Genomic DNA, 23182 nt, shown 5'->3' on the forward strand with positions numbered 1-23182 from the left:
CGTACGCGCGCGAGGGCGGTGTCCGCGCGGACACCGCCCCCCTTCTCACCTGCGCCTGCTCCGAGTTCAGAGCTGGGTCACGTCCAGCTCGCCCTCCGCGTACTGCCTGCGGATCACCTTCTTGTCGAACTTCCCCACGCTCGTCTTCGGCACCGCCGGGACGATCGCCCAGCGCTCCGGCAGCTGCCACTTGGCGATCCCGCCCTCGGTGGCGAGGAAGACCCTCAGCGACTCGTAGTCCGCCGTCGAGCCCTCCTTGAGGACGACGGTCGCCAGCGGCCGCTCGCCCCACTTGTCGTCCGGCACGGCGACGACGGCGGCCTCGGCGACCTCCGGGTGCGCCATGAGCGCGTTCTCCAGCTCCACGGACGAGATCCACTCGCCGCCGGACTTGATGACGTCCTTGGCCCGGTCGGTGAGGGTGAGGTAGCCGTCCGGGCTGATGACGCCGACGTCGCCGGTCTTCAGCCAGCCGTCCTCGCTGAACTTGTCCGCCGGCCGGATCTCCTCGCCGTCCACCCCACCGAAGTAGGCGCCCGCGATCCAGTTGCCGCGGACCTCCAGCTCACCGGCCGACTCACCGTCCCAGGGCAGGTGTTCGCCGCCGGGGCCGACGAGCCGGGCCTCGACACCGGCCGGGAAACGGCCCTGGGTGACGCGGTACGGCCACTCCTCCTCCGCGGTCAGCCCGGCCGGCGGGTGCGCCATGGTGCCGAGCGGGGAGGTCTCCGTCATGCCCCAGGCGTGGCAGAGGCGGACGCCGAGCTTGTCGTACGCCTCCATGAGGGAGGGCGGACAGGCCGCGCCACCGATGGTCACCTGCTTCATGGAGGTCAGGTCGCGCGGGTTGGCGGTGACCTCCGCGAGCAGGCCCTGCCAGATGGTGGGGACGGCGGCGGCGTGGCTCGGCTTCTCGCGTTCGATCATCTCGGCGAGCGGGGCCGGCTGGAGGAAGCGGTCCGGCATGAGCATGTTGATGCCGGTCATGAAGGTGGCGTGCGGCAGGCCCCAGGCGTTGACGTGGAACTGCGGGACGACGACGAGGGTCGTGTCCTTGGCCGTCAGGCCCATCGACTCGGCCATGTTGACCTGCATGGAGTGCAGGTAGATGGAGCGGTGGGAGTAGACGACGCCCTTGGGGTCGCCGGTGGTGCCGGAGGTGTAACACATGGCGGCGGCGGCGCGTTCGTCCAGCTCGGGCCAGTCGAAGGTGGTGGGGCGGCCGGCGATCAGCTCCTCGTAGTCGTGCACGCGGGGCGCCACGCCGTCGAGGACGGAACGGTCGCCCGGGCCCGCGACCACGATGTGCTCGATGGTCGGCAGGTGCGGCAGCAGGGGGGCGAGGAGCGGGAGCAGGGAGCCGTTGACGAGGACGACGCGGTCGGCGGCGTGGTTGACGATCCAGACCAGCTGCTCGGGGGGAAGACGCAGGTTGAGGGTGTGGAGGACCGCGCCCATGGAGGGGATCGCGAAGTACGCCTCGACGTGCTCGGCGTTGTTCCACATGAGGGTCGCGACACGCTGGTCGCCCGTGACACCGAGCTCGTCGCGCAGGGCGTTCGCCAGCTGGGTCGCGCGGGCGCCCGCCTCCGCGAAGGTGCGGCGCCGCGGCTCGGGCTCACCGGTCCAGGTGGTGATCAGTGACTTCCCGTGGATCGTCATCCCGTGCTGCAGGATGCGGGTCACGGTCAGTTGTACGTCCTGCATGGTGCTCAGCACGGCGTCCTCCCGGTGGGCGCTACGTGGCAGTAGTAAGGGTGTGCAGATTCTGCGCACGTACCGCGCGGTATGTCACTACCCGGGAGTACGGAAATCGCCAGTGATTACTGGCGGGAGGGGATTCCGGAGGTTCCTACGGACGGGGGACGCCTCTTCCGAAGGCCAGGGCCGGCCGAACGTCGTGCCGCCCGGGCGGCTACCGTACCGGCGTCAGCTCCGGGTCCTCGCGCAGCTTGCCGAGCGCCCGCGAGACCGCGCTCTTGACCGTGCCGATCGACACGCCGAGCACCTCGGCCGTCTGGGCCTCGCTGAGATCCTCGTAGTACCGCAGGACGACCATCGCCCGCTGGCGGTCGGGGAGCCTCATCACCGCGCGCCACATCGCGTCCTGCAGCACCTGGCGCTCCGCCGGGTCCGGCTCGGGCGGCAGGCCGACCGGCTCCGGCAGCTCCTCGCACGCGAACTCGTCGACCTTGCGCTTGCGCCACTGGGACGTACGGGTGTTCACCAGGGCCCGGCGGACGTAGCCGTCCAGGGCGCGGTGGTCCTCGATCCGCTCCCAGGCGACGAAGGTCTTCGTCAGCGCGGTCTGCAACAGGTCCTCGGCGTCCGACGGGTTCGCGGTCAGCGAGCGCGCGGTGCGCAGCAGCACGGGCCCACGAGCCCGTACGTACGAGGAGAAGGACGGGTAGCCGGTGGTCACGGCGGCCCCCCGGGCGGCCGTGGAGGCGCCGGCGCAGACGGGGCCAGAGGGTGGCGGAGTCATGACTCCACGCTAGGAGCGGGGGCGTGTCCTCGGATCGGCCCCAGGTCCCGAACCGTACTCCCCCTCAGGTTGTAGGGGTGGGGGCAGCTGGACCTCCTGAAGGTGGAGTCGGACGCGGCAGGGCTCAGGGTCGGGCGGCGATGACATGGGCGACGGGGGCGTCGACCGCGTTGCGGTCGATCAGCATGCTCTGGCCTCCGTACGACTCCCGCACGTTCCCCGCGTACTGGTGGATGCGGCTGCGCTCCCGCCAGGCGAGCGGGTGCAGCACGGACTCCGCGTAGAGCGCCGGGGCGCCCTGCCAGCGCGCGAACCACATCACCGACGGCAGGTCCTTCACGCCGGCCTTCCGCGCCTGCTCCATGTGGCGTACGCCGGTGTCGGCGCTGCTGTAGAAGCCGGGCAGGTAGCCGAGGCGACGGACCTCGCGGTTCCAGGCGCGGACGAAGAGCAGGGTGGTGGCGGCGCAGCGCAGATCGGTGATCCGATAGGCCTCCATGTCGAGGTAGAGCGGACTGGACGCGGCGATCCCGAGCGCGCGGGCCGCCCGGACGGCCTCGCCGGCCTCCTTCGTGCCCTGCTCCCACGGGGCGCTGCCGATCGGGACGTCCTTCTTGTGCTCGGCGAACACGCAAGGCGCCTGCGACCCCACGAACAGCGGCAGCAACCGCCAGCCAAGGGTCTCCGCCGAGGTGACCCAGGCCGGGGTCAGGTGCTTCTGGGTCAGGCAGCCGCGGCCCCGGCCCCCGAAGTACACGCCGACGGCCCGGTACGGGGACGCGCGCCAGGCCCGCATCACCGCGAGGGACGGCGCCTCACAGGTGTCGAAGGCCCGGCCCAGGAAGTGCCGGTACGGGACGGGGGCCCCGGGACCACCTGCCGCGGGAGCGCCCGCGGCCCGGGCGTCCGTCGCGGAGCCGCCGGCGGCCGGGGGCGGTTCGGGAGCCGGGGGCGACTCGTAGCGGTCGAACGCGGCGGGCGCGGCGAGCAGCGTGGTGGCGAGGGCGGCCACCAGCGCACGGGCGAGTGCCGGTACGGACCGGCGGCGGGGCCGCGACGCGGGGACGGTGAGGGAGCCTTTCATGGGGCGAGTGAAGTGCGCCCCGCCCCGGCCGGCCACCGCTCAGGCCTTCGCCTCAGCCGTCCGTGCCCAGGATCAGCCCGGACGTGGGAACCCCGGTGCCGGCCGTCACCAGCGTCCTGGCCGCGCCGGGTATCTGGTTCACCGACGTGCCCCGCACCTGTCGGACGGCCTCCGCGATGCCGTTCATCCCGTGCAGATACCCCTCTCCCAGCTGCCCGCCGTGGGTGTTGAGCGGCAGCGCGTCCGCCGAGACGAAGTCGGCCGCCTCCCCGGGCCGGCAGAACCCGAACTCCTCCAACTGCATCAGGACGAACGGGGTGAAGTGGTCGTAGAGGATGCCCACGTCGATGTCGCCGGGACCCAGGCCCGAGGTCCGCCAGAGCTGTCGGGCGACCACGCCCGTCTCCGGCAGACCTGTCAGGTCGTCCCGGTAGAAGCTGGTCATCGCCTCCTGGTTGCGCCCGGCGCCTTGGGCGGCGGCGACGATCACAGCGGGCGGGTGGCGCAGATCGCGGGCCCGCTCGACGGAGGTGACGACGATCGCCTGGCCGCCGTCGGTCTCCTGGCAGCAGTCGAGGAGCCGCAGCGGCTCGACGATCCAGCGCGAGGCGGCGTGGTCGGCGAGGGTGATCGGCTTCCCGTAGAAGTACGCGGCGGGGTTGCGGGCCGCGTGCCGGCGGCCGGTGACGGCGACATGGCCGAAGGCGTCGGGAGTGAGGCCGTAGGTGTGGAGGTAGCGCTGGGCGGTCATGGCGACCCACGAGGCGGGCGTGAGCAGCCCGAAAGGGAGCTGCCAGCCGAGCGCGGCACCTTCGGCGGAGGGCTCCCGCCGCTGGACCCCGGAGCCGAAGCGGCGGCCGGAGCGCTCGTTGAACGCCCGGTAGCAGACGACGACGTCGGCGACGCCGGTGGCGACGGCGAGGGCGGCCTGCTGGACGGTGGCGCAGGCTGCTCCGCCCCCGTAGTGGACGCGGGAGAAGAAGGACAGCTCGCCGGCGCCGGCCGCCTGGGCGACGGTGATCTCGGGGCTGGTGTCCATGGTGAACGTGACCATGCCGTCGACGTCGGCGGGGGAGAGCCCGGCGTCGTCGAGGGCGGCGTGCACGGCCTCGACGGCCAGCTTGAGCTCGCTGCGGCCGGAGTCCTTGGAGAATTCGGTCGCGCCGATGCCGGCGACGGCGGCGCGGCCTGCGAGGCCGTCCGCCCTGCGGATGCTCATGACGCTCCCTTCTCGCCGGGGCCCGGCAGGAGCACGGTGACCGTGCCGGTGACGTGCCGGCCCAGGCCGTTGGCGCCTACGACCCGTACCCGCGCGGTGTCACCGTCGATGTCGGTGACCGTCCCGGTCAGGGTCATGGTGTCCCCCGGATGGTTGGGCGCCCCGAGCCGTATCGCCACCTTGCGGAGCACGGCCGCCGGGCCGAAGTGGTCGGTGATGTACCGCCCCACGAGACCGTTGGTCGTCAGGATGTTCATGAAGATGTCGGGGGAGCCCTTCGCCCGCGCGAGCTCCGCGTCGTGGTGCACGTCCTGGTAGTCGCGGGAGGCGACGGCCCCGGCGACGATCAGAGTGCGGGTGATCGGGATCTCCAGCGGCGGTAGCTCGTCCCCGGCCTTCATGACGGGTCTCCGTTCGCGATCATGTCGCCGAGTTCGGCGAGGACTTCGGTGCCGCAGCCGAGATAGGCGTCGAGCTGTCTGCCCCACAGGAAGTGCCGGTGGACCGGGTGGCCGAGGTCGGCGCCCGTGCCGCCGTGCAGATGCTGTCCGGTGTGGACGACCCGCTTGCCGGCCTCGGAGGCCCACCAGGCGGCGGTCAGCGCGTGCCCGGCGGACGGCAGATCCTGGTCGTGTCGCCAGGCCGCCTCGTAGGCGGTGACCCGGATCGCCTCCGTGTCCATATGGGCGTCGGCGGCCCGGGACTGCACCGCCTGGCGCGTGGCGAGCGGGCGCCCGAACTGCTCTCGTACGGAGGTGTACGCGACCGCCCGGGCCAGGGAACCGGCGCACACCCCGGCCTGTAGCCCGGCGAACGCGATCCTGGCCGCGGCCAGCACGTCCGCGCAGGCCCCCGCCCGAGCCTCCGTCTCGCCGGCCGCCGAGGGCTCCGCGCCACCGCCCGCCGAGGGCTCCGCGCCGCCGATCCGCTCGCCTGCGGCGCCGTCGAGGACGAGCCGCCCGGCGGCCCAGGGGGCGGTGAGTTCGACGGGCACCACGGACGCCTCCGTGGTGGCGACCAGCCACAGCGCGCGCTCCTGGTCCGGCACGAGGATGTGGGTGGCGTCCCGGAGCCAGGGCACCCGGTCCACGGTCCCGGTGAGCAGACCGTCCTCCCCGGCGCTGATCCGGCCGTCGGCCGGGAAGGCCCCGGTCACCACCGTCGTACCGGCCCGCAGGCCTGGCAGCAGCCTGGCGCGCTGCTCGTCGGTGCCGTGGCGGGCGACGGTGAGGACTCCGTACACCCCGCAGGCCACGAGCGGCACCTGGGCGGTCGTACGCCCCTGCTCCTCGGCGAGCAGCACCAGGCCGAGGAGGCCGATCTCCTCGACCGCTCCGAGCAGTCCGGCCGAGCACAGCGCCTTCCACAGCTCGGGGTCCGTGGCCGTCCCGACGGTCGTGAGCCGTTCGTGCGTGGCGAGATCGCCGAAGATCCGCGCCGCCAGCTGCCGGGCGGCCTCCTGCTCCTCCGTGGGGGTGAAGTCCATGTCAGTCATCCCCTCCCGCGCGGAAGACGGGAAGCTCCAGCTCCTCGTCGACCCTCAGGAACGTGAGCGTGACCGGCATCCCGATGCGGACCTTGTCGTAGGGCACACCGATCACGTTGCTCACCATCCGGACGCCCTCGGCCAGTTCGACCAGCCCGACCGCGTAGGGAGGGTCGAAGGCGGGGAAGGGCGGGTGGTGCATCACGACGTACGAGAAGACGGTCCCGGAACCGCACGCCTCGACCGTGTCCCACCGCTGCGAGCCGCAGGCGTTGCAGCCGGGCAGCCAGGGGAGGCGGAGGGCCGCGCAGGCCTCGCAGCGCTGGATGAGGAGCCGGTGCTCGGCGACGGCCTCCCAGAATCCGGCGTTGTCCCGGTTGATCACGGGCCGGGGCCGCCTGGTCCCCGGTGTCCGGGCCGTCTCCGGGTCCCGTGCGGTCTCCGGCTCCCGGCGCGGCCGTGCGGCGGGCGCGTACTTGAGGATCCGGAACCGGTGGGTGCCCGCCGGCTCGCCGCCGGCCCGGATGTCCATCCGCGTGGTGACGAAGTGCCCCGTGCCGAGCCTGGTCCTCTTGCGCTCCGACACCGATTCGATCACCGCGTCGAAGGTGATCGCGTCCCCCGGGCGCAGGGGGCGCAGATACTCCTGCTCGCAGTCGGTGGCGACGACGGAGGTGTACCCGGCGCCGTCGAGGAGCGCGAGCAGCTCGTCGTACGCCTCGGAGCGGCCGGTGTGCCCCGACAGGCCGCCCATCGTCCAGGCCTGGAGCATGGTCGGCGGTGCGACGGCGTCCGGTCCTTCGTACGCCGGGTTGGTGTCGCCCATGGCCTCGCACCAGTGCCGGATCATCGGCTCGTTGACCCGGTCCTTGCCGATACCGGCGCGCGCGGCGGCCCGCCCCTCGTACGCCTTCAGCCGGGCGTCGAGGTCGTGCGCCGCCCCCTCGTGGTTCACCGCCGCCCCCTCGTCGTTCACCGCCGGCCCCCGTCCCTCTTCGTGCCGGTCATGCCGAGTCGCATGGTCGCGACGATCTCGCGCTGCACCTCGCTCACCCCTCCCCCGAAGGTGTTGATCTGCGCGGCGCGGTTCATCCGCTCGAGCTCACCGCCGTCGACCTCCCCCGGCGACCCCGCCCTCACCAGACCCGCCCCGCCCGCGATCTCCTGACATATCCGGTACACCTCCACCGCCGATTCGGTTCCCGCGAACTTCACCCCGCTCGCGTCGCCGGGGGCCAGTCGCCCGGCCCCCACGTCCCCCACCAGACGCCAGTTGAGCAAGCGCGTCGCCGCCAGGCGGGCATGTGCCTCGGCGGCCCGGATCCGTATCCACGGCTCGTCAATGCGGCGCCGCCCCGTCACCGGATCAGGTGTGCGGGCCCGGCGGATCACCGATGCGTAGAAGTCCTCGGCCTGCATGCCGATGGCGGCGAGTGCGACCCGCTCGTGGTTGAGCTGGTTGGTGATCAGCCCCCAGCCGCCGTTCTCCTCCCCGACCAGGTTTCCCGCGGGGACCCGGATCCCGTCGTAGTACGTCGCCGTCGTCGTCAGGCCGCCGACCGTCTCGATCGGGGTCCAGGAGAATCCGGACGCGTCCGTGGGGACCAGGAGGATGGAGATCCCCCGGTGTTTGGGGACCTCGGGCGCGGTGCGGCAGGCCAGCCAGATCCAGTCGGCGTTCTGGGCGTTCGAGGTGAAGATCTTCTGCCCGTGGATCAGCCACGAGTCCCCGTCCCGTACGGCCCTCGTACGGAGCGAGGCCAGGTCGGTGCCGGCCTCCGGCTCGCTGTAGCCGATCGCGAAGACGGTCTCGCCGCGCAGGATGCGGGGCAGGAAGTACGCCTTCTGGTCCTCGGTGCCGTACTTCATGAGCGTCGGGCCGACGGTGTTGAGCGTGACCATGGAGACGGGGGCGCCCGCCCGGTAGGCCTCGTCGAAGAAGACGAACTGCTCGTCGGGTCCCCGGCCCTGGCCTCCGTACTCCTGCGGCCAGCCGAGCCCGAGCATGCCGTCGCCGCCGATCCGGCGGAGCAGCTTCCGCTGCGCGGCGGTGTCGCCGGGGAGCGGTGGCCCTTCGGGCATGACGTCCCGGAAGTACGCGCGGAGTTCGGCGCGCAGCCGCAGCTGTCGCTCGGTCGGGGCGAGGTGCACGGCGACGCCTCCAGGACGGGACGACTAAGGTTTCTGACTGTCCGTCAGATACATGAGTCGTGTCAAGGTCGCCGGCGCACCCGGCCGGGGCCCGTCGCCGCTCTCCACGGACGAGCGGAACGGCCCGCACGCCGGTACCGAAGTACCCACGCGCGGGCCGTCGCTCTCCCCCGGTCACCCCCTCGGGCCGGACCCCGGCTGTCGGCTAGAACCACCAGGGGGGAAGTTGACGACCGCGTTCGTCTGCCCGATGGACGTGATCCCCCGCCGTTCACGTTCGCGGTGTTGTTCTGGTCGGAGGCACCGGAGCCGGTGGCCACCTGCTGCGTGGTGGTCGAATCGCCGAAGTTGTCGCCACCCACGCCGCCGCCGATGACGGTGGTGACGCTCGCGTTCGATCCGCTGTCCGCGAAGCCGCCGTCGTCGGCCTGGGCCACTCCGGTGAAGAGGGCGGCCGCAGGGGCAGCGCGGCGGCAGCGGCGACGACGCGGGCGGTACGGATGCCTGCCATGTGCTTTCCTCCAGGAACCGAACTGAGCTGAACCGGGCTGTTGCGGAACTGAACCGAGCCGCGCCTCTCGCGCCGAAGCACTGAAGTGCGGCTCTCCCCAAGGCGGTTGGCCGATCGCCCCGGTCGTCGTGCTCGACGTCGCAACTCCAGGGTTGCCCATCGAATCCCCGGCGAACCACCCCTGAGCGGTCGATTCCCTCCCAAGCGTGAGGACAAGTCGATAAACCACTTTGCGTCCCTCAAGACCCGCAGGTCACACCGGTGAGCGCGTTCCGCACCGGCCGAACCGGGCCACCGCAAGAGGGGAAGCGTTCCGGCAGATTTTCAGCCAATCCTTTGCCGCTTCCCTCCCGGACCCCCCCTCTTCCCTTCTTCGAACGTGTGTACGAAAATAGAGCCATGGCCGTCTCCTCCCGGCACACCGCCACCCTGGCCCTCGCCCACGCGCTCTCCGCCGCGGAGCGCGGGCTCGCCGTCATCCCGCTGTCCGCCACCAAGCTCCCCGCCCTGCGCTCACCGCATCACGACGAGGCCGCGCCGATCCGCTGCCGAGGGGAATGCGGCCGACCCGGACACGGCGTGCACGACGCCACCACCGACTCGGCGGCCGTACGGGCGCTGTTCGACGCCGCACCCTGGGCCACCGGCTACGGCATCGCGTGCGGGCGCCCGCCCCACCACCTGATCGGCATCGATCTCGACGTGAAGCCGTCACCCACGGGCACCGACCCCACGGCCGACGACCCCACGGCCAGGCTCCGGCACCTCGCGCTCGAACACCTCTTCACCGTGCCGCCCACGGTCACCGTCCTCACGCCCAGCGGCGGCCGCCACCTCTGGCTGACCGGCCCACCCGACGTCGTGGTCCCCAACTCCGCGAGCCGCCTCGCCCCCGGCATCGACGTCCGCGGGGCCGGCGGCTACCTGGTCGGCCCGGGCTCGGTGACCACCCGGGGCGCGTACCGGCTCGCTCCGGGCACCGCCGACCTCGCCCCGGCGCCCTGCCCCCGCGCCCTCCTCAACCTGATCGCGCCACCCGCACCACCCCGGCGCCCCCACCACCCGGACCACGCCGACCCCCGCCGAGGCCAAGGCCTGATCCACTTCGTCCTGACGGCACACGAGGGGCAGCGCAACACACGCCTCTTCTGGGCGGCCTGCCGCGCCTACGAGAACGGCCTCGGCGACTCCCTCGCCGAAGCCCTCACGACAGCGGCGATCCGCACGGGTCTGCCCGAACACGAGGCCCGCGCCACCATCCTCTCGGCAGCCCGCCTGATCCCGCACTGACAACCCGGCCCCGGACGCGAGGCGCCGCCGGTGCCCGTCATGAGACGTACCGCGCCCGGACAGGCCGACGGCCCCTGACCGTCGATCCTGGTCAGGGGCCGCTTCACCTGGCGGTGGGTGTGGGATTTGAACCCACGGTGACTCGCGCCACGACGGTTTTCAAGACCGTTCCCTTAGGCCGCTCGGGCAACCCACCCACGCCCCGCCTCACCTGCTGCGGAGCGGGCTACAGCCTACCGGCTGGGCGCCTCGGGCATGGAAGTCTGACCACAGGTTGACCACAGGCGGTCAGAGCTGACCACGGAGGCGGCTCCCACGAGTCTGTCACGCAGCCGGACGGGCCTCGGGGTCAGGACGCCTGCGCGCCGTCCTCGCGACGCGCGGAGGGCAGCAGGAGGTCCCGCTCGGGGTGCTGCTCGCCGGAGACGCCGCCATCCACGCCGAGGTCGACGCGAGCCGACTCGTGGAAGGCGTTGATCGCCCGGCACACGGGATCGCGGCGAACTCCGTCAAGGTCAAGGACCTGCCCGTCTCGGACAAGCTCCGCCCCGCGCTCAAGGCGATCTCGCTCAAGCTGAATGGCAAGAAGGCGGCGGACAACACGGTCGCTCGTAAGCGGACGGTACTAAGCAACGCGCTCCGGTACGCGGTCGAGCGGGATCTCCTCGACGTGGACCCGCTCACCCGGATCGACTGGAGTGCGCCGGAGACGGACGACGAGGTCGACTTCCGCTACGTCCCCGAGCCGAAGATGGCCCGTGAGCTGATCGACGCCGTCCCAGCCCAGGGCCCGCGCGGCGAGGACTTGTACGCGTTCCTCGGGTGCATGTACGCCGCGAACCGTCCGTCAGAGGTGGCCGACCTGAAGGAGTCGGACCTCGTCCTGCCGCAGGAGGGGTGGGGCGAGATGATCCTTGCCGGCAGCCGCCCAGAGGTCGGCTCCGGCTGGACCGATGACGGCAAGCCGTACGAGGAACGTGGCCTGAAGCGCCGCGCCCCGCCGCGCCACCCGCCGCGTACCCATCCCGCCGGCTCTCGTCCAGATGCTCCGCGACCACATCGCGACCCAGGGGCGTCACCCCCGACGGCCGTCTGTTCCGGGCCGTGCGCGGGGGCCGGGTCCGATCGAACGAGTACACCGAGGTCTGGCAGAAGGCCCACCGCAAGGTCCTCTCCGAGGAGGAGGTGAACACCCCGCTCGCCGACGTGCCGTACTCGCTCCGCCACGCGTGCGTCTCGCTCTGGATCAAGGCCGGTGTCTACCCGGTCGAAGTCGCTCGCCGCGCCGGCCACAGCATCGCGGTCGTGTGGCGCTTCTACGCGAAGATCCTGCGGGGCCAGCAGCACAAGGCCAACGAGCTCATCGACGCCGCCTTGGGCGACTGAGCTCGTCAGTGGTCGCATCGAAGTCACCAAATGCCGGGTGTCGCATGCCGGTTGACTCGTTGGGCTAGTCTCGTCGGCATGGCTGCACGGAAGGGACTTGTCACGCTCGCAACACTGCTGGCTATGCTCAGCGGCGCGGTGGTAACAGCGAGCGTGACATTCGCAATGGGCGACGATCAAGCCGTATCGGTCGAGTCGCACACGGAGGAGCCTCAGACTCGCGAGGACTACATTCGACAGTGGCAGGTCGCCTTGTCGAAGTCAGGGCAGGCGCTTCCGGCAGACGTGGACCAGATGACTGACCATGAGGTCTTCGAGGCGATGTGGGCCGAATGGCGAAAGCACATCGTCCTGGAGAAACAGCCAACAGTCCGGGCGACTGACGGCAACAGGTGACGGGCTCCTCCCTGGTGGGAACAGCCCGTCGCTTCATGGCCGACTCGGGTCACGCCCCATTTGCAGTGTTGATCACCGCAGCCGCGTAGCTTCCGTGCTCAGAAGAGAACAGGTCATCAGTGAGGCGCTGCTGGGCGTCATCAACCGTCACATGGCTAGCGGCGCCTACGATGCGTGGATCGTTCTGCGGACCCCACACGAAAGGTCCCCCACTGGCTCCCCCGCCCATGTCACAGTCGAACTTGATCCTGTCATCGAAGGGGTTCACGGGGAACGCATCGGCTGTGTCACCTGCGCAGTACATCAGGCGTTCCCCATCAAGGTCGGTGCGCTGGTAGCCCTCCCCCGGGTAGCCCATTACTGCGGCACCGGTGTAGTCGGTACGGTTCTCGGTGAACAGGTAGCCCAAGGCAAACCCGACCACGTCCTCCAGATTTCCGTCTAGGCGCGGGTTGAGCACGATCGCTGCCACGTCGGCTTCACGCGCGTCCCCGTCCTGGGTCCAAGCAGTTGGCGCGTATTGCCGGGCTGCGGTCCACTCCCCAAGGGGCTCTGCACCACGGCTGTATCCCGGAACGTACAGGAAGTGCTTGTTCCAGCCGGCATCCCCCGAGCCGTCACCTCGATGGACGCAGTGGCCAGCGGTCCAGATGGTGTTCTTGTTGGCCGAGACAATCGACGCCGCGCTGCAATGGTTGAGCTTCCCCTCAGGCGTGAAGAAGTACAACTTCCCCACGATGGTGTTTCCGGCCCCGGCGGGGACCTCCTGGGAGACGGACATCCCGGCGGCTGCGTTCGTCTGAGACAGGGTGGCACTCGCGGTGAATCCCCGGGCAGGAGCCGACGCGGTCAAACCATGCGGTGGAGAGGCACTTTGGGTTGTCCGACCGCGGTCCGGGCGCGCGGCCGGCGCCTTCGCAGGGTTGCGGAGCGCTTCCTTCATGCGCTCGGGGGTCCATAAGGCACGTATCTGCTTGTCGGTCAGCTCACTCTTGTGAACGTCGACAACTGCCGGGGAAGGTTCCGCCCCGGCTGGTACTGCCGAGGCAGCGGCGGGGATCAGGATGGCGAGTACGGAGGCCGCTGCAGTTGCTGCGGCGAAGCGGAGAAGACGCACGGACACCCTTTCACAGAGGTCGTTCTAGATCTTCGAACCGCATCGAATCACGGCACGCTTGGCAGGCACACGGCAGTTTCAGGCCTGCTCTGGCGTGGGACACCCGGACACGCCGAAGGGGCTGCCGACCTGGTCGGCAGCCCCTCTCACGTGCAGCTTTGTTAGCTGCGGAAAGTCTCTGGCGGTGGCCCAGATCCGCCCGCGAAGCTGATCGCGGATTTCAAGACCGTTCCCTTAGGCCGCTCGGGCAACCCGCCCCGCGCCGGATCCCGTTGGAACGGCGCGGGGGGGGCAGCCTAGCCGGTCAGTTGTCGCCCGTGCGCTCGCCGAGCGTGACCGTGGTCGTGGCGGTCTTGCCGTCCCGTTCGTAGGTGATCTTGACCTGGTCGCCCGGCTGATGGGTCCAGATCTCGCTGATGAGGGTCGGGCCGCTGTCGATCTGGCGGTCGCCGAAGCCGGTGATCACGTCGCCCGCCTTCAGGCCGGCCTTCGCCGCCGGGCCGTCGGGGGTGATCGCCGGGGTGCCGCCCGCGCCCTCCTCCGCGATGGTGGCGCCCTCGCCCTTGTCCGTCATGTTCACGGTCGCGCCGATCACGGGGTAGACCGGCTTGCCCGTCTTGATCAGCTGCTCGGCCACGTTCTTGGCCTGGTTGACCGGGATCGCGAAGCCGAGGCCGATCGAGCCCGCCTGGGACTGGCCGAAGCCGCTGCCGGTCGACTGGATCGCGGAGTTGATGCCGATCACCGCGCCACCGGCGTCGAGCAGCGGGCCACCGGAGTTGCCCGGGTTGATCGAGGCGTCCGTCTGGAGGGCGCTCATGTACGAGTTCTTGCCGCCGGATCCGTCGCCGGAGGCGACCGGCCGGTTCTTGGCGCTGATGATGCCGGTCGTGACCGTGTTCGACAGGCCGAACGGCGCGCCGATCGCGATCGTCGAGTCGCCGACCGCCACCTTGTCCGAGTCCCCGAGCGGCAGCGGAGTCAGGCCCTCCGGGGCCTTCTTCAGCTTCAGCACCGCCACGTCGTAGCCCTCGGCCCGGCCGACGACCTCCGCGTCGTACGTCTTGCCGTCGGAGAAGGTCGCCGAGAGCGCGCCACCGCCCTCCGCAGCGGACGCCACCACGTGGTTGTTGGTGACGATGTGGCCTTCCTCGTCGTAGACGAAGCCGGTGCCCGTGCCGCCCTCGCCCTCGCTCTCGACACCGCCGGACTTGGCCTGGATGGTCACGACGCTCGGCAGCGCCTTGTTCGCCACCGCCGCGACCGTTCCCGGCTCGCGCTTGAAGGCGGCCGGGGAATCGCCGGAGGAGACCGTCGTCGAGCGCGTCACCTCGTCACCGCGCTCGGCGGCCCAGTAGCCGATGCCGCCACCCACACCGCCGGCCACGAGCGCCGCCGCCAGGACCGCCGCGACGAGCCCGCCGGCCCGTCGGCGCGGGGCCTCGGGAGCGGGCGGGACGGGCGCGCCCCAGGCCGGCACGGCCGGCGGAGGCGGCGGCCAGCCGCCCGCCGCGCCCGTCGCGCTCCCGGCCTCCGCGGGGGGTGTCACGGGCAGCGGTGCGGTGGCGGGCTCGGGCCGGGGGGAGTACCCGGGCGCCGCCTCCGGCACCGCTGCCGGCTCGGACGCTGACGAGGCCGGCGGTACGGGAAGGGTGGGAGGCGCGGGAGGGGCGGACGGGGCACTCGGGTCCGCCGGAACCGACGTGCCCTCGTTCTCGGTGCTCACAGCTCTCTCCTCGTTCACTGCACAGGTGGATGCCATCGTCAGGGTGCTGGGGACAGCTTTTCCCACAGGGCGTCAGGCCACTGTAAGCCGGAGCTGTGCATCCGCGTCCCATTCTTTATTTACGGACAGAACGGACGCGATCCGGTACGGCCGTCCCGCCAATGGCACCATGACGCGGTGACCCACGCACGGCAGCACACGAACCGCGTCCCCGTCCAGGTGGTCGCCCACCGCGGCGCCTCCGAGGACGCCCCGGAGCACACCCTGGCCGCCTATGTGAAGGCCATCGAGGACGGCGCCGACGCCCTGGAGTGCGATGTCCGGCTCACCGCCGACGGCCACCTCGTCTGCGTCCACGACCGGCGCGTCAACCGCACCTCCAACGGCCGCGGCGCCGTCTCCGCCCTGGAGCTCGCGGACCTCGCCGCACTCGACTTCGGAGTCTGGAAGGGGCGCGAGGAGGCCGGCGAGAGCCCGGACTGGAAGGACGCCGGACTCACCTCCGTACTGACCCTGGAACGCCTGCTGGAGCTGGTCTCCGACGCCGGGCGACGGGTCGAGCTGGCCATCGAGACCAAGCACCCGACCCGCTGGGCGGGCCAGGTCGAGGAGCGGCTCCTCCAGCTGCTGCAGCGCTTCGGCCTCGCCGAGCCCGCGGCGCCCGAGGAGTCCCCGATCCGCGTCATGAGCTTCTCCCCCCGCTCCCTGAACCGGATCGCGGCCGCGGCGCCGACCCTCCCCACCGTCTCCCTGACCCAGTTCCTCACCCCGCGGCTGCGCGACGGACGGCTGCCCGCCGGCGCGCGGATCGCCGGCCCGTCGATCCGGATCGTCCGCCACCATCCCACCGTGATCATGCGGCTCCAGAAGGCCGGACACCAGGTCCACGTGTGGACGGTGGACGATCCCGAGGATGTCGAGCTGTGCGAGCGGCTCGGTGTGGACGCGATCATCACGAACCGGCCGAAGCAGGTCCTGTCCCAATTGGGCCGCCTTTGACCCTTCCCCCTCCTGTCTCGGGTCTCACAGGGAGTGCACCGGCGCGTTCGGCGCGTACTCGATCGTCACGAGTGCGTCACCGGACGTTGATTGGCCGGTTTCCGGTCCAGGCCATTGGGGCATTCACACCGTGGCGTGGGGCAAAGGAGGTCTCGGGGGTGGCGTTTGTGGTGGCACAGGAGGTGCCCACGTCGTCGAGCATGGCCGTACCCCATGGCCCTGCGGGCGTGGGTGAAGCGCGACACCGTATGCGGGAGCAGCTGAGCCGCAGCGGAATGTCCGAGTCGGTCGTCGACGACGCGGTACTGATCCTTTCCGAGCTGCTCAGCAATGCCTGCCGGCACGGCAGGCCGCTGGGGCGGGCGGAGGTGGGCGACGGGGACGTCCGTGCGGCCTGGCGCATCGACCCCTCGGGGGGCCTGACGGTCGAGGTGACGGACGGCGGTGGTCCGACCCGGCCCGTTCCCTCGACGCCCTCGGTCACCGCACGTGGCGGCCGTGGGCTGAACATCATCAGTGCGCTGGCTCAGGACTGGGGTGTACGGGACAGCGCGTCCGGCGAGGTGACGGTCTGGGTGGTCGTCACCCAGGGCCGTCGTGGCGAGGACTTCGCGGCCAGGGTCGGCGGCGGCTCCGGCTTCGAGCTCCTGGACGCGTACGACGAGCTGAGCTGAACCGGACGGAGCCGAATCCGCGAGCGGGCAGCGAGGGGGAAGACGAGGGCCGAGGACCGCGGCGGGACCCGGGAGCGTACGACTGCCCCGGCCTGAGCCCCTCACCGCCTCCGTACGGCTAGGCTCGCCCGACACAGAGCCGTGCACGGAGCACTGCCCTGCACCCCAGCACCGCCGCTATCGGGAGAAAGCCACACCATGGCCAAGAAGCGCCCCCAGACGAAGGCCGCGAAGGCACAGGTCACGAGCGGGGAGATCCCGGTCGTCGGTGCGCGCGAGCCGTGCCCGTGCGGATCGGGCCGCCGCTACAAGGCGTGTCACGGCCGGGCCGCCGCACACGCCGTGACCGAGCTGGTCCAGCGTCCCTTCGAGGGTCTGCCCGGCGAGTGCGACTGGGTCGCGCTGCGGGAACTGGTGCCCGCCGCCACCGTCCCGCTCACGCTGAAGGACGGGCTGCCCGAGGGCGTGCCGTCCGTGACGCTCGCGACGGTGCTGCCGATGGCGTGGCCGGCGCTGCGCCGCGACGACGGCTCGGTCCTGCTCGCGCTGCAGAACGACTCCACCTCGGGCGACCTCGCGCGCGATCTCGCCGACACGCTTCAGCGTGCTCTGGAGGCGGAGCCCGGCACCCCGGTCGCCGGCCGCCGCGTGCCGGCCGAGGGTCAGCGCCTGCAGGACCTGCTCGACCCGAACGGCGATTTCGCGCCGGTCGTGCACTCGGGCTTCGAATTCTGGATTCCGGAGACCGCGGACAACTCCGACCCCGAGGTCGCGGCCTCCTTGGAGCGTGCCAACGCGGCCGCCATCCCCACCGTCAAGCTGACCGGTGTGGACGCCGCGTACTGGTGCGAGACCCCGGAGAAGAACCACCTCCGCTGGGTCATGCCGCACCCCGAGGAGAAGCTCCTCGACGCGCTGGCCCGCCTGCACGCCGCCGGCACCTCCTCCCTGGGCGAGAACACCCGCCTCGTCGGCTCCTTCCGGGCGCACGGCCTGATGGTGCCCGTCTGGGATCTCCCGACGTCGATGGGTGCGGAGGAGTGCGAGAAGCCGGCCGCCGAGTTCGCCGAGCGGCTGGCCGCGGCCCTCGCCTCCGACGCCCCGCTCACGCCGGAGGAGCGCCGCGCCCGCGGCGGCCTCACCAACCGGCAGGTCACGCTCAGCTGACACCCGGGGCGGCCGCGGTGACTGACAGACCGACCAGTCGGTGACTTCCGCCACAACCCCACGATCGGCCAGGTAAATCCCTGTCCGAATAACCCAGATCGAATTTGCGAACCGCAGATCTCTTGTTACGGTTCTAGAAGCCCGGTCGCTGGTGCATCCCCCGTCGCCAGCGACCGGGCGTTCTCATGCCCGGACGGTTCCCGTCCCGGCCCCCTCCCGAGGCTCAACTTCCGCCCGCGGAGACCGTGTTGCTCCCAGATCGCAGCAGCAGCGGCGTACTGTCGCCCTCTCCCGCGCCCGCGAATTCCGAGACCGCGGAATATGCCGAAACCGCACCGTGGCCGCGCTCCCGCGGCGTCTCGCAGGCCCCCGGTTCGTCCTGTGCCGGGACCGGGCAACGCACTTGTACGGTCCGCCCGCCGGGACCCATCAGAGTGAGTACGGCGTCGAGCCGCTGGCCGGTGGCATTGCGGTAGTACGTACGCGCCCAGGTGTCCGGCCCCTCCGTGAGGACACAGGTCTGCGCCTCGATGCCGTCGGGGGAGACCAGTTCGGGACCGCACTGCGAGGCCCGGGCCGGCGCCTCCGCGCGCGGGGGCGCGGAAGGGGAGGCAGACGCGGGCAGGGCCGGGGCCCGGGATGCCTTCTCCGCGGGCCGGCCCAGGCCGAGCCCCGGCAGCAGACCGCCGTCGGCCCCGGTCCTGGTCCAGGCCCAGGTCTTCGCGCCGGCCTTGGCGTCGTCGCCGGGGGCGGTCGCCTCGCCCGCCAGGGCGGCCAGCGGCAGGAGTGTGGCGCACACCACGACGACCCCGAGCCCGATCATGCGGAGATTCATGGGACCCACCTGCCCGGCTGGCTGCGACTCGTGAACGGTGGGCCGAAGATATCGGCGGATCGGGGGCGCGCGACCCGGCGCGCGCCCGTTTCCGGGACAAGTCGGGCCCCGTCACACCCGTACGGGTGACGTACGGCGGCAAACGCGGGCCCGGCGACCACCGGCTTCCACTCCGGTCCCCGAGCCGGGATCCGCGCACCCCGAGCCACGCGCCCAGATCCCCGAGCCCGCACGCACGTCGGTACGGGTGTCAGTACGCGAGCCTGCTGCCGCCCTCCGGCGCTCCCGTGCTCGCCTCCACCAGGGCGTCCACCACCGCCTCCACGTCCGGCAGCCAGGGGGTGGCCGAGCCGGCGAGCGGCGCCCGCTCCCAGCGCACCTGGCCCGTCCCGGCGACCGACGGCGGCAGCAGCAGATAGCCGCCCTCGCCGTGGAAGCGCAGCGAACTGGGCACGCTGTCCTTCGTGTAGAGGAGTTCGCCGAGCTGTTCGAGGCTGTAGGGGGCGACCAGCAGGGACCAGCGGGTCGGCGTGGCCACCACCGGGCCGAGCCGCATGCCCATCGCGTCGAGGGCGGTCAGGGCCCGCGCGCCCGCGACGGCCGGCAGGCTCAGCGCGCACGGCGCGGCGCCTCCGGTGGCCAGGACGACCGGGGCGTCCGGGCGCCGGGTCCACCACCAGCGGATCATGCGCTCGTCGGTGGTGGCCGCGAGCAGTCCGGGGTCGAAGGGGTGTGCGCCGGGAACGACGCACTCGGGGTCGGGGCAGGCGCAGCTCGCCCCTCTGGTCGTACGGGTCGTCGCCTTCAGCCCCACACCGGGCAGTACGGGCCAGCCCCACTCGGTGGCGCAGGTGAGCGCCGCGTCGAGCTGGACGGTCCTCTCCTTGCGCCGGAACCGGAGCCTGCGTCGCCTTCCGAGGATCTCGCGCATGAGCGCTCGTTCCTTTCCGTTGAACGCCGAATCCACATGACAGCATGTGCGGATCAGTTCACTGTGCGTATCAGCGCGTACAAGGTCGGCGGTTCACCGCCCCGTGCGGTGGGGCGGGAGGGGCCGAGCTGAGGCTCGTCGTCCACTCGGGGAGCGCGGCCTGCGGCGGTGAGGACGCCCAGGCACCCTGCCAGGTTCCGGGGCCGTTTCAACTGCCCCTGGCCATCACCGATTACGTACCCGTCACGTTCAAATCAACGCGCCTTCAAACGACGCCAGTCGATCGTGAAAGGTGCACGACGGGGGCAATTTTCGGCCAACTTGGCCCACAGTTCAACCCTTTTACAAAACCCCATAGACACCACAAGTCCCGCGGGGACAATGCTGGACATCCCTCCTCTTGTGCGTGTACATGTGGATGCATGGATAGCGGCGCAGAATGACATGGGGGTTTGCGATGCTATTGCGCGAAACGCACCGGTCGGAAGGCCGATTGACATGAGCGCCCCTCACCTGCCGAAAGTGGCTGGAATCGATTCCACGGTTCCCTCTCCCGCGCACACTGCCCCACCGGTCACGCCCACCGCCCCGTCGGCGGCGCACCTGCCGAGCCTCCCCGGCGCCCTGATCCAGGACCGGCTGGCCGGCTGGGTCTCCGACCTCACCACCCTCCATGAACTCACCGAGTGCCTGATCAGGACCGCTTCGCTCGACGAAGCACTGCGCGAGGTGCTGCGCGCGGGCGCCGCTCTGGTCGGTGCCCGCCGCGGGATGGCCGTCCTCGAACCCGCCGACGGACTCGGCCCGTCCTCCACCATCGGCCTCGGTCTCGCCCACGCGGAGCTCGGCACCATCGAGACCGTGCCGCGCAGCGCCACGTCGTACGGCCGCATCCTCGAAGGCCTTCCCGACCCGGCCGAAGGCCTCCCCGGCCCGGCCGGCCCGCGGCCCGTCCGCGACCCGACCACCGGCGTCCCCGGCCCGGGCCCCCGCCCGGGCCCCATCGCCGTCCCCGGCCCCATCGCGGTCCCCGACCTGCTCGGCCAGGCGGAGCTCGACCCGCGCCACCGCGAGGTGGCCGCCCGCCTCGGCTACGCCGCCAGCTACGCCCTCCCCCTCGCCACCGAGGCCGCCGGAAAGCTCGGCGCCGTCGTCTGGCTGTACGACGAACCCGCCGAACCCGCCGAGCGGCAACGCCATCTCGTCGGCCTCTACGGCCGCTACGCCACCGAACACCTCGCCCGCCTCCTGGAACTGGAGCGCGCCCGCGTCCGGGGGGCCACCATCGCCGAGGAGTTGCTGCCCAGCCGCCTCCCTCGCGTCCCCGGCGTCCAGCTCGCCGCCCGCCACCGCACCGGCCCCCACGGCGGCGGCGACTGGTACGACGCCCTGCCGCTGCCCGAGGGCGCCCTCGGGCTCGCCGTCGGCTCCGTGACCGGGAGCGGCCCCAGCGCCCTCGCCGCCATGGGACGGCTGCGCGCCTCCCTGCGGGCGTACGCCGTCATGGAGGGCGAGGACCCCGTCGCCGTCCTGTCCGACCTGGAACTCCTCCTCCGGCTGACCGAGCCCGCCCGCTCGGCGACCGCGCTCTTCGCCTACTCCGAGCCGAAGCAGCGCAGAATCGTCCTCGCCGGAGCCGGGCACACCCCGCCGCTGATCATCGGCGCCCACCGCACCGAGTTCGTCGAGACGTCCCTCTCGGCCCCCCTCGGGATGCTCGCCTGCTGGGAGGCGCCCAGCACCGAGATCGCTCCAGGGCCCGGAGAAACGGTGCTGCTCTACACCGACGGGCTGCTGCGCCGGACCGGTGACCCCATGGACCGGGCCTTCGCGCGGCTGCACGCGGCCGCCGCGAACGTGCCGAAGGCGGACCGCCACGACCCGGGCGCCGTCGCCGACCACATCCTGCGGACGATGCTGCCCGACGACCTCGGCACGACGGTGGACGGGGAGGACGTGGTCCTGCTCGCCGCCCGTTTCGAGTGAGCGGTACGTGACGGCGCGTGGCACCTGCCACGGGACTCGGCAGGTGACTCGCGATGTGACTCGGCGGTAATGGGTCTTACGGCCCTGGGCCCCCTTCCGTACGACCGTACGATGGTGGGGGTTCAGTGTCGTACCAAGAGGAGGCAGACCCGTGGCCGAGGAGCTCACGCCGGAGACCCCGGAAGAGACCGAAGACCAGCCGATCAAGCAGCGCAAGAACGGCCTGTACCAGGGCGTCTCCGACGAGCTCGCCGAGAACATGAAGTCGGGCTGGGCCGACACCGAGCTGCGCGGTCTCGCCCCCATCGCGCAGGCCGAGCACACCGCGGCCCGCCGCGCCGCGCTGTCCGCGCGCTTCCCGGGCGAGCGGCTGGTCGTCCCCGCGGGCAACCTGAAGACCCGGTCGAACGACACCGAGTACAGCTTCCGCGCCTCCACCGAGTACGCCTACCTCACCGGCGACCAGACGCAGGACGGCGTGCTCGTCCTGGAGCCGGTCAAGGGCGGCGGCCACCAGGCGACCATCTACCTGCTGCCGCGCTCCAACCGTGAGAACGGCGAGTTCTGGCTCGACGGCCAGGGCGAGCTGTGGGTCGGCCGCCGGAACTCCCTGTCCGAGGCCGAGCAGCTGCTCGGCATCCCGGCCGAGGACGTCCGCGAACTGCCCGGCGCCCTCAAGGACGCGACCGGTCCGGTGCGCGTGGTGCGCGGGCACGACGCCGGCATCGAGGCGGCGCTGACCGACAAGGTCACCGCCGAGCGCGACGAGGAACTGCGGGTGTACCTCTCCGAGGCCCGCCTCGTGAAGGACGCGTTCGAGGTCTCCGAGCTCCAGAAGGCCTGCGACGCCACCGCCCGCGGCTTCGAGGACGTCGTCAGGGTCCTCGACAAGGCCGAGGCGACCAGCGAGCGCTACATCGAGGGCACGTTCTTCCTGCGTGCCCGCGTCGAGGGCAACGACATCGGCTACGGCTCGATCTGCGCCGCGGGACCGCACGCCACCACCCTGCACTGGGTACGCAACGACGGGCCGGTCCGCTCCGGCGACCTGCTGCTGCTCGACGCCGGCGTGGAGACCAACGAGCTCTACACCGCCGACGTGACCCGCACCCTGCCGATCAACGGCCGGTACACCGAGCTCCAGCGCAAGATCTACGACGCCGTCTACGAGGCGCAGGAGGCCGGCATCGCCGCGGTGAAGCCCGGCGCCGCCTACCGCGACTTCCACGACGCCGCCCAGCGCGTGCTCGCCGAGAAGCTCGTCGAGTGGGGCCTGGTCGAGGGCCCGGTCGAGCGCGTCCTGGATCTCGGTCTCCAGCGCCGCTGGACCCTGCACGGCACCGGCCACATGCTCGGCATGGACGTCCACGACTGCGCCGCCGCGCGCACCGAGGCGTACGTCGACACGACGCTGGAGCCGGGCATGTGCCTGACCGTCGAGCCGGGTCTGTACTTCCAGGCCGACGACCTGACCGTGCCGGAGGAGTACCGGGGCATCGGCGTCCGGATCGAGGACGACATCCTCGTCACGGAGGACGGCAACCGGAACCTCTCGGACTCGCTGCCGCGCCGCGCGGACGAGGTCGAGGCCTGGATGGCCGGCCTCAAGGGCTGACCTCCGTACCTGAGGGGCGGACCGCCTCCGTACGGACCGGGTGACCGAAGCGGGAGGCCCCCGTCGACGCGTGTCGGCGGGGGCCTTCGCGTACCTGCGCACCCGCCTGCCCGCGTACGGTCCG

Annotated in this window: 21 protein-coding genes, 1 tRNA gene and 1 pseudogene; 9 read left to right on the forward strand and 14 right to left on the reverse strand. The window is 71.6% G+C overall.

What is annotated here, in order from left to right; translation table 11 throughout:
- Positions 1-66: 66 nt before the first annotated feature.
- The 9 genes and pseudogenes from IE136_RS03900 to IE136_RS35320 form a co-directional block, all read right to left on the reverse strand.
- Positions 67-1719 carry a long-chain fatty acid--CoA ligase gene (locus IE136_RS03900; RefSeq protein WP_189599452.1) on the reverse strand — a complete coding sequence of 551 codons (1653 nt, stop codon included), beginning with the start codon at positions 1717-1719 and terminating at the stop codon, positions 67-69.
- Positions 1720-1915: 196 nt separating this feature from the next.
- Entirely contained in the window at positions 1916-2485 is a 570-nt protein-coding gene (locus tag IE136_RS03905; protein ID WP_158988654.1) for a SigE family RNA polymerase sigma factor, read from the reverse strand.
- Positions 2486-2609: 124 nt separating this feature from the next.
- Positions 2610-3569, reverse strand: a complete 960-nt coding sequence (locus tag IE136_RS03910; RefSeq protein WP_158988653.1) for a DUF1906 domain-containing protein — start codon at positions 3567-3569, stop codon at positions 2610-2612.
- A 52-nt stretch (positions 3570-3621) separates the two neighbouring features.
- Positions 3622-4788 (reverse strand): lipid-transfer protein, encoded by a 1167-nt coding sequence (locus IE136_RS03915; protein WP_189599454.1) that lies wholly within the window; start codon positions 4786-4788, stop codon positions 3622-3624.
- Positions 4785-5189, reverse strand: coding sequence for a MaoC family dehydratase (locus IE136_RS03920; RefSeq protein WP_158988651.1), 405 nt, complete (start codon positions 5187-5189; stop codon positions 4785-4787). Before IE136_RS03920 ends, IE136_RS03915 begins: the two co-directional genes overlap by 4 nt.
- Positions 5186-6274 (reverse strand): acyl-CoA dehydrogenase family protein, encoded by a 1089-nt coding sequence (locus tag IE136_RS03925; protein WP_189599456.1) that lies wholly within the window; start codon positions 6272-6274, stop codon positions 5186-5188. Before IE136_RS03925 ends, IE136_RS03920 begins: the two co-directional genes overlap by 4 nt.
- 1 nt (position 6275) lies before the next feature.
- Positions 6276-7250 (reverse strand): bifunctional MaoC family dehydratase N-terminal/OB-fold nucleic acid binding domain-containing protein, encoded by a 975-nt coding sequence (locus IE136_RS03930; protein ID WP_229818621.1) that lies wholly within the window; start codon positions 7248-7250, stop codon positions 6276-6278.
- The gene (locus IE136_RS03935) at positions 7247-8425 is read right to left on the reverse strand and encodes an acyl-CoA dehydrogenase family protein (RefSeq protein WP_189599458.1); all 1179 of its coding nucleotides are present in this window, start codon (positions 8423-8425) and stop codon (positions 7247-7249) included. The genes IE136_RS03930 and IE136_RS03935 overlap by 4 nt, the downstream gene beginning before the upstream one ends.
- A 174-nt stretch (positions 8426-8599) precedes the next feature.
- Positions 8600-8936: pseudogene (locus tag IE136_RS35320) on the reverse strand (hypothetical protein).
- Between the two features lie 399 nt (positions 8937-9335).
- Here IE136_RS35320 and IE136_RS03940 point away from each other — a divergent pair.
- Complete coding sequence (locus tag IE136_RS03940) at positions 9336-10226, forward strand: bifunctional DNA primase/polymerase (RefSeq protein ID WP_189599460.1); 891 nt, start codon at positions 9336-9338, stop codon at positions 10224-10226.
- A 108-nt stretch (positions 10227-10334) separates the two neighbouring features.
- On the opposite strand, the gene IE136_RS03945 is transcribed toward IE136_RS03940, so the two are convergent.
- Positions 10335-10422 (reverse strand) — tRNA-Ser (locus tag IE136_RS03945).
- 213 nt (positions 10423-10635) lie between these two features.
- On the opposite strand from IE136_RS03945, the gene IE136_RS35325 reads away from it, so the two are divergent.
- The 3 genes from IE136_RS35325 to IE136_RS03955 all read left to right on the forward strand — a co-directional run bounded on the left by IE136_RS35325 (position 10636) and on the right by IE136_RS03955 (position 12008).
- Positions 10636-11415, forward strand: a complete 780-nt coding sequence (locus tag IE136_RS35325) for a site-specific integrase (RefSeq protein WP_229818667.1) — start codon at positions 10636-10638, stop codon at positions 11413-11415.
- Complete coding sequence (locus tag IE136_RS35330; protein ID WP_229818622.1) at positions 11412-11612, forward strand: integrase; 201 nt, start codon at positions 11412-11414, stop codon at positions 11610-11612. The genes IE136_RS35325 and IE136_RS35330 overlap by 4 nt, the downstream gene beginning before the upstream one ends.
- Positions 11613-11690: 78 nt before the next feature.
- Entirely contained in the window at positions 11691-12008 is a 318-nt protein-coding gene (locus tag IE136_RS03955; RefSeq protein WP_158988633.1) for a hypothetical protein, read from the forward strand.
- Positions 12009-12057: 49 nt separating this feature from the next.
- Here IE136_RS03955 and IE136_RS03960 read toward each other — a convergent pair whose 3' ends face one another.
- Both IE136_RS03960 and IE136_RS03965 read right to left on the reverse strand, forming a co-directional pair.
- Positions 12058-12789 (reverse strand): trypsin-like serine peptidase, encoded by a 732-nt coding sequence (locus IE136_RS03960; protein WP_189599462.1) that lies wholly within the window; start codon positions 12787-12789, stop codon positions 12058-12060.
- Positions 12790-13429: 640 nt separating this feature from the next.
- Positions 13430-14851 carry a S1C family serine protease gene (locus IE136_RS03965; protein ID WP_158988631.1) on the reverse strand — a complete coding sequence of 474 codons (1422 nt, stop codon included), beginning with the start codon at positions 14849-14851 and terminating at the stop codon, positions 13430-13432.
- Positions 14852-15028: 177 nt separating this feature from the next.
- Here IE136_RS03965 and IE136_RS03970 point away from each other — a divergent pair, with 177 nt between their 5' ends.
- From IE136_RS03970 to IE136_RS03980, 3 genes are all read left to right on the forward strand, one after another.
- Positions 15029-15850, forward strand: a complete 822-nt coding sequence (locus IE136_RS03970; RefSeq protein ID WP_158988630.1) for a glycerophosphodiester phosphodiesterase — start codon at positions 15029-15031, stop codon at positions 15848-15850.
- Positions 15851-15921: 71 nt separating this feature from the next.
- Positions 15922-16524: an ATP-binding protein gene (locus tag IE136_RS03975; RefSeq protein ID WP_189599464.1), complete on the forward strand. Its 603-nt coding sequence runs from the start codon at positions 15922-15924 to the stop codon at positions 16522-16524.
- 198 nt (positions 16525-16722) lie between these two features.
- Positions 16723-17691, forward strand: coding sequence for a DUF5926 family protein (locus IE136_RS03980; protein ID WP_158988628.1), 969 nt, complete (start codon positions 16723-16725; stop codon positions 17689-17691).
- A gap of 223 nt (positions 17692-17914) precedes the next feature.
- On the opposite strand, the gene IE136_RS03985 is transcribed toward IE136_RS03980, so the two are convergent.
- A complete protein-coding gene (locus tag IE136_RS03985; RefSeq protein WP_189599466.1) occupies positions 17915-18526 on the reverse strand; it encodes a hypothetical protein in 612 nt (203 codons plus the stop codon).
- Between the two features lie 250 nt (positions 18527-18776).
- The gene (locus IE136_RS03990) at positions 18777-19457 is read right to left on the reverse strand and encodes a bifunctional DNA primase/polymerase (protein WP_158988626.1); all 681 of its coding nucleotides are present in this window, start codon (positions 19455-19457) and stop codon (positions 18777-18779) included.
- A 381-nt stretch (positions 19458-19838) separates the two neighbouring features.
- On the opposite strand from IE136_RS03990, the gene IE136_RS03995 reads away from it, so the two are divergent.
- Together IE136_RS03995 and IE136_RS04000 are read left to right on the forward strand one after the other, a co-directional pair.
- The gene (locus IE136_RS03995) at positions 19839-21443 is read left to right on the forward strand and encodes a PP2C family protein-serine/threonine phosphatase (RefSeq protein WP_189599468.1); all 1605 of its coding nucleotides are present in this window, start codon (positions 19839-19841) and stop codon (positions 21441-21443) included.
- Positions 21444-21594: 151 nt separating this feature from the next.
- The gene (locus IE136_RS04000; RefSeq protein ID WP_158988624.1) at positions 21595-23058 is read left to right on the forward strand and encodes an aminopeptidase P family protein; all 1464 of its coding nucleotides are present in this window, start codon (positions 21595-21597) and stop codon (positions 23056-23058) included.
- Positions 23059-23182 lie beyond the last annotated feature (124 nt).

This window comes from Streptomyces lateritius (genome assembly GCF_014649715.1).
Classification (GTDB): domain Bacteria; phylum Actinomycetota; class Actinomycetes; order Streptomycetales; family Streptomycetaceae; genus Streptomyces; species Streptomyces lateritius.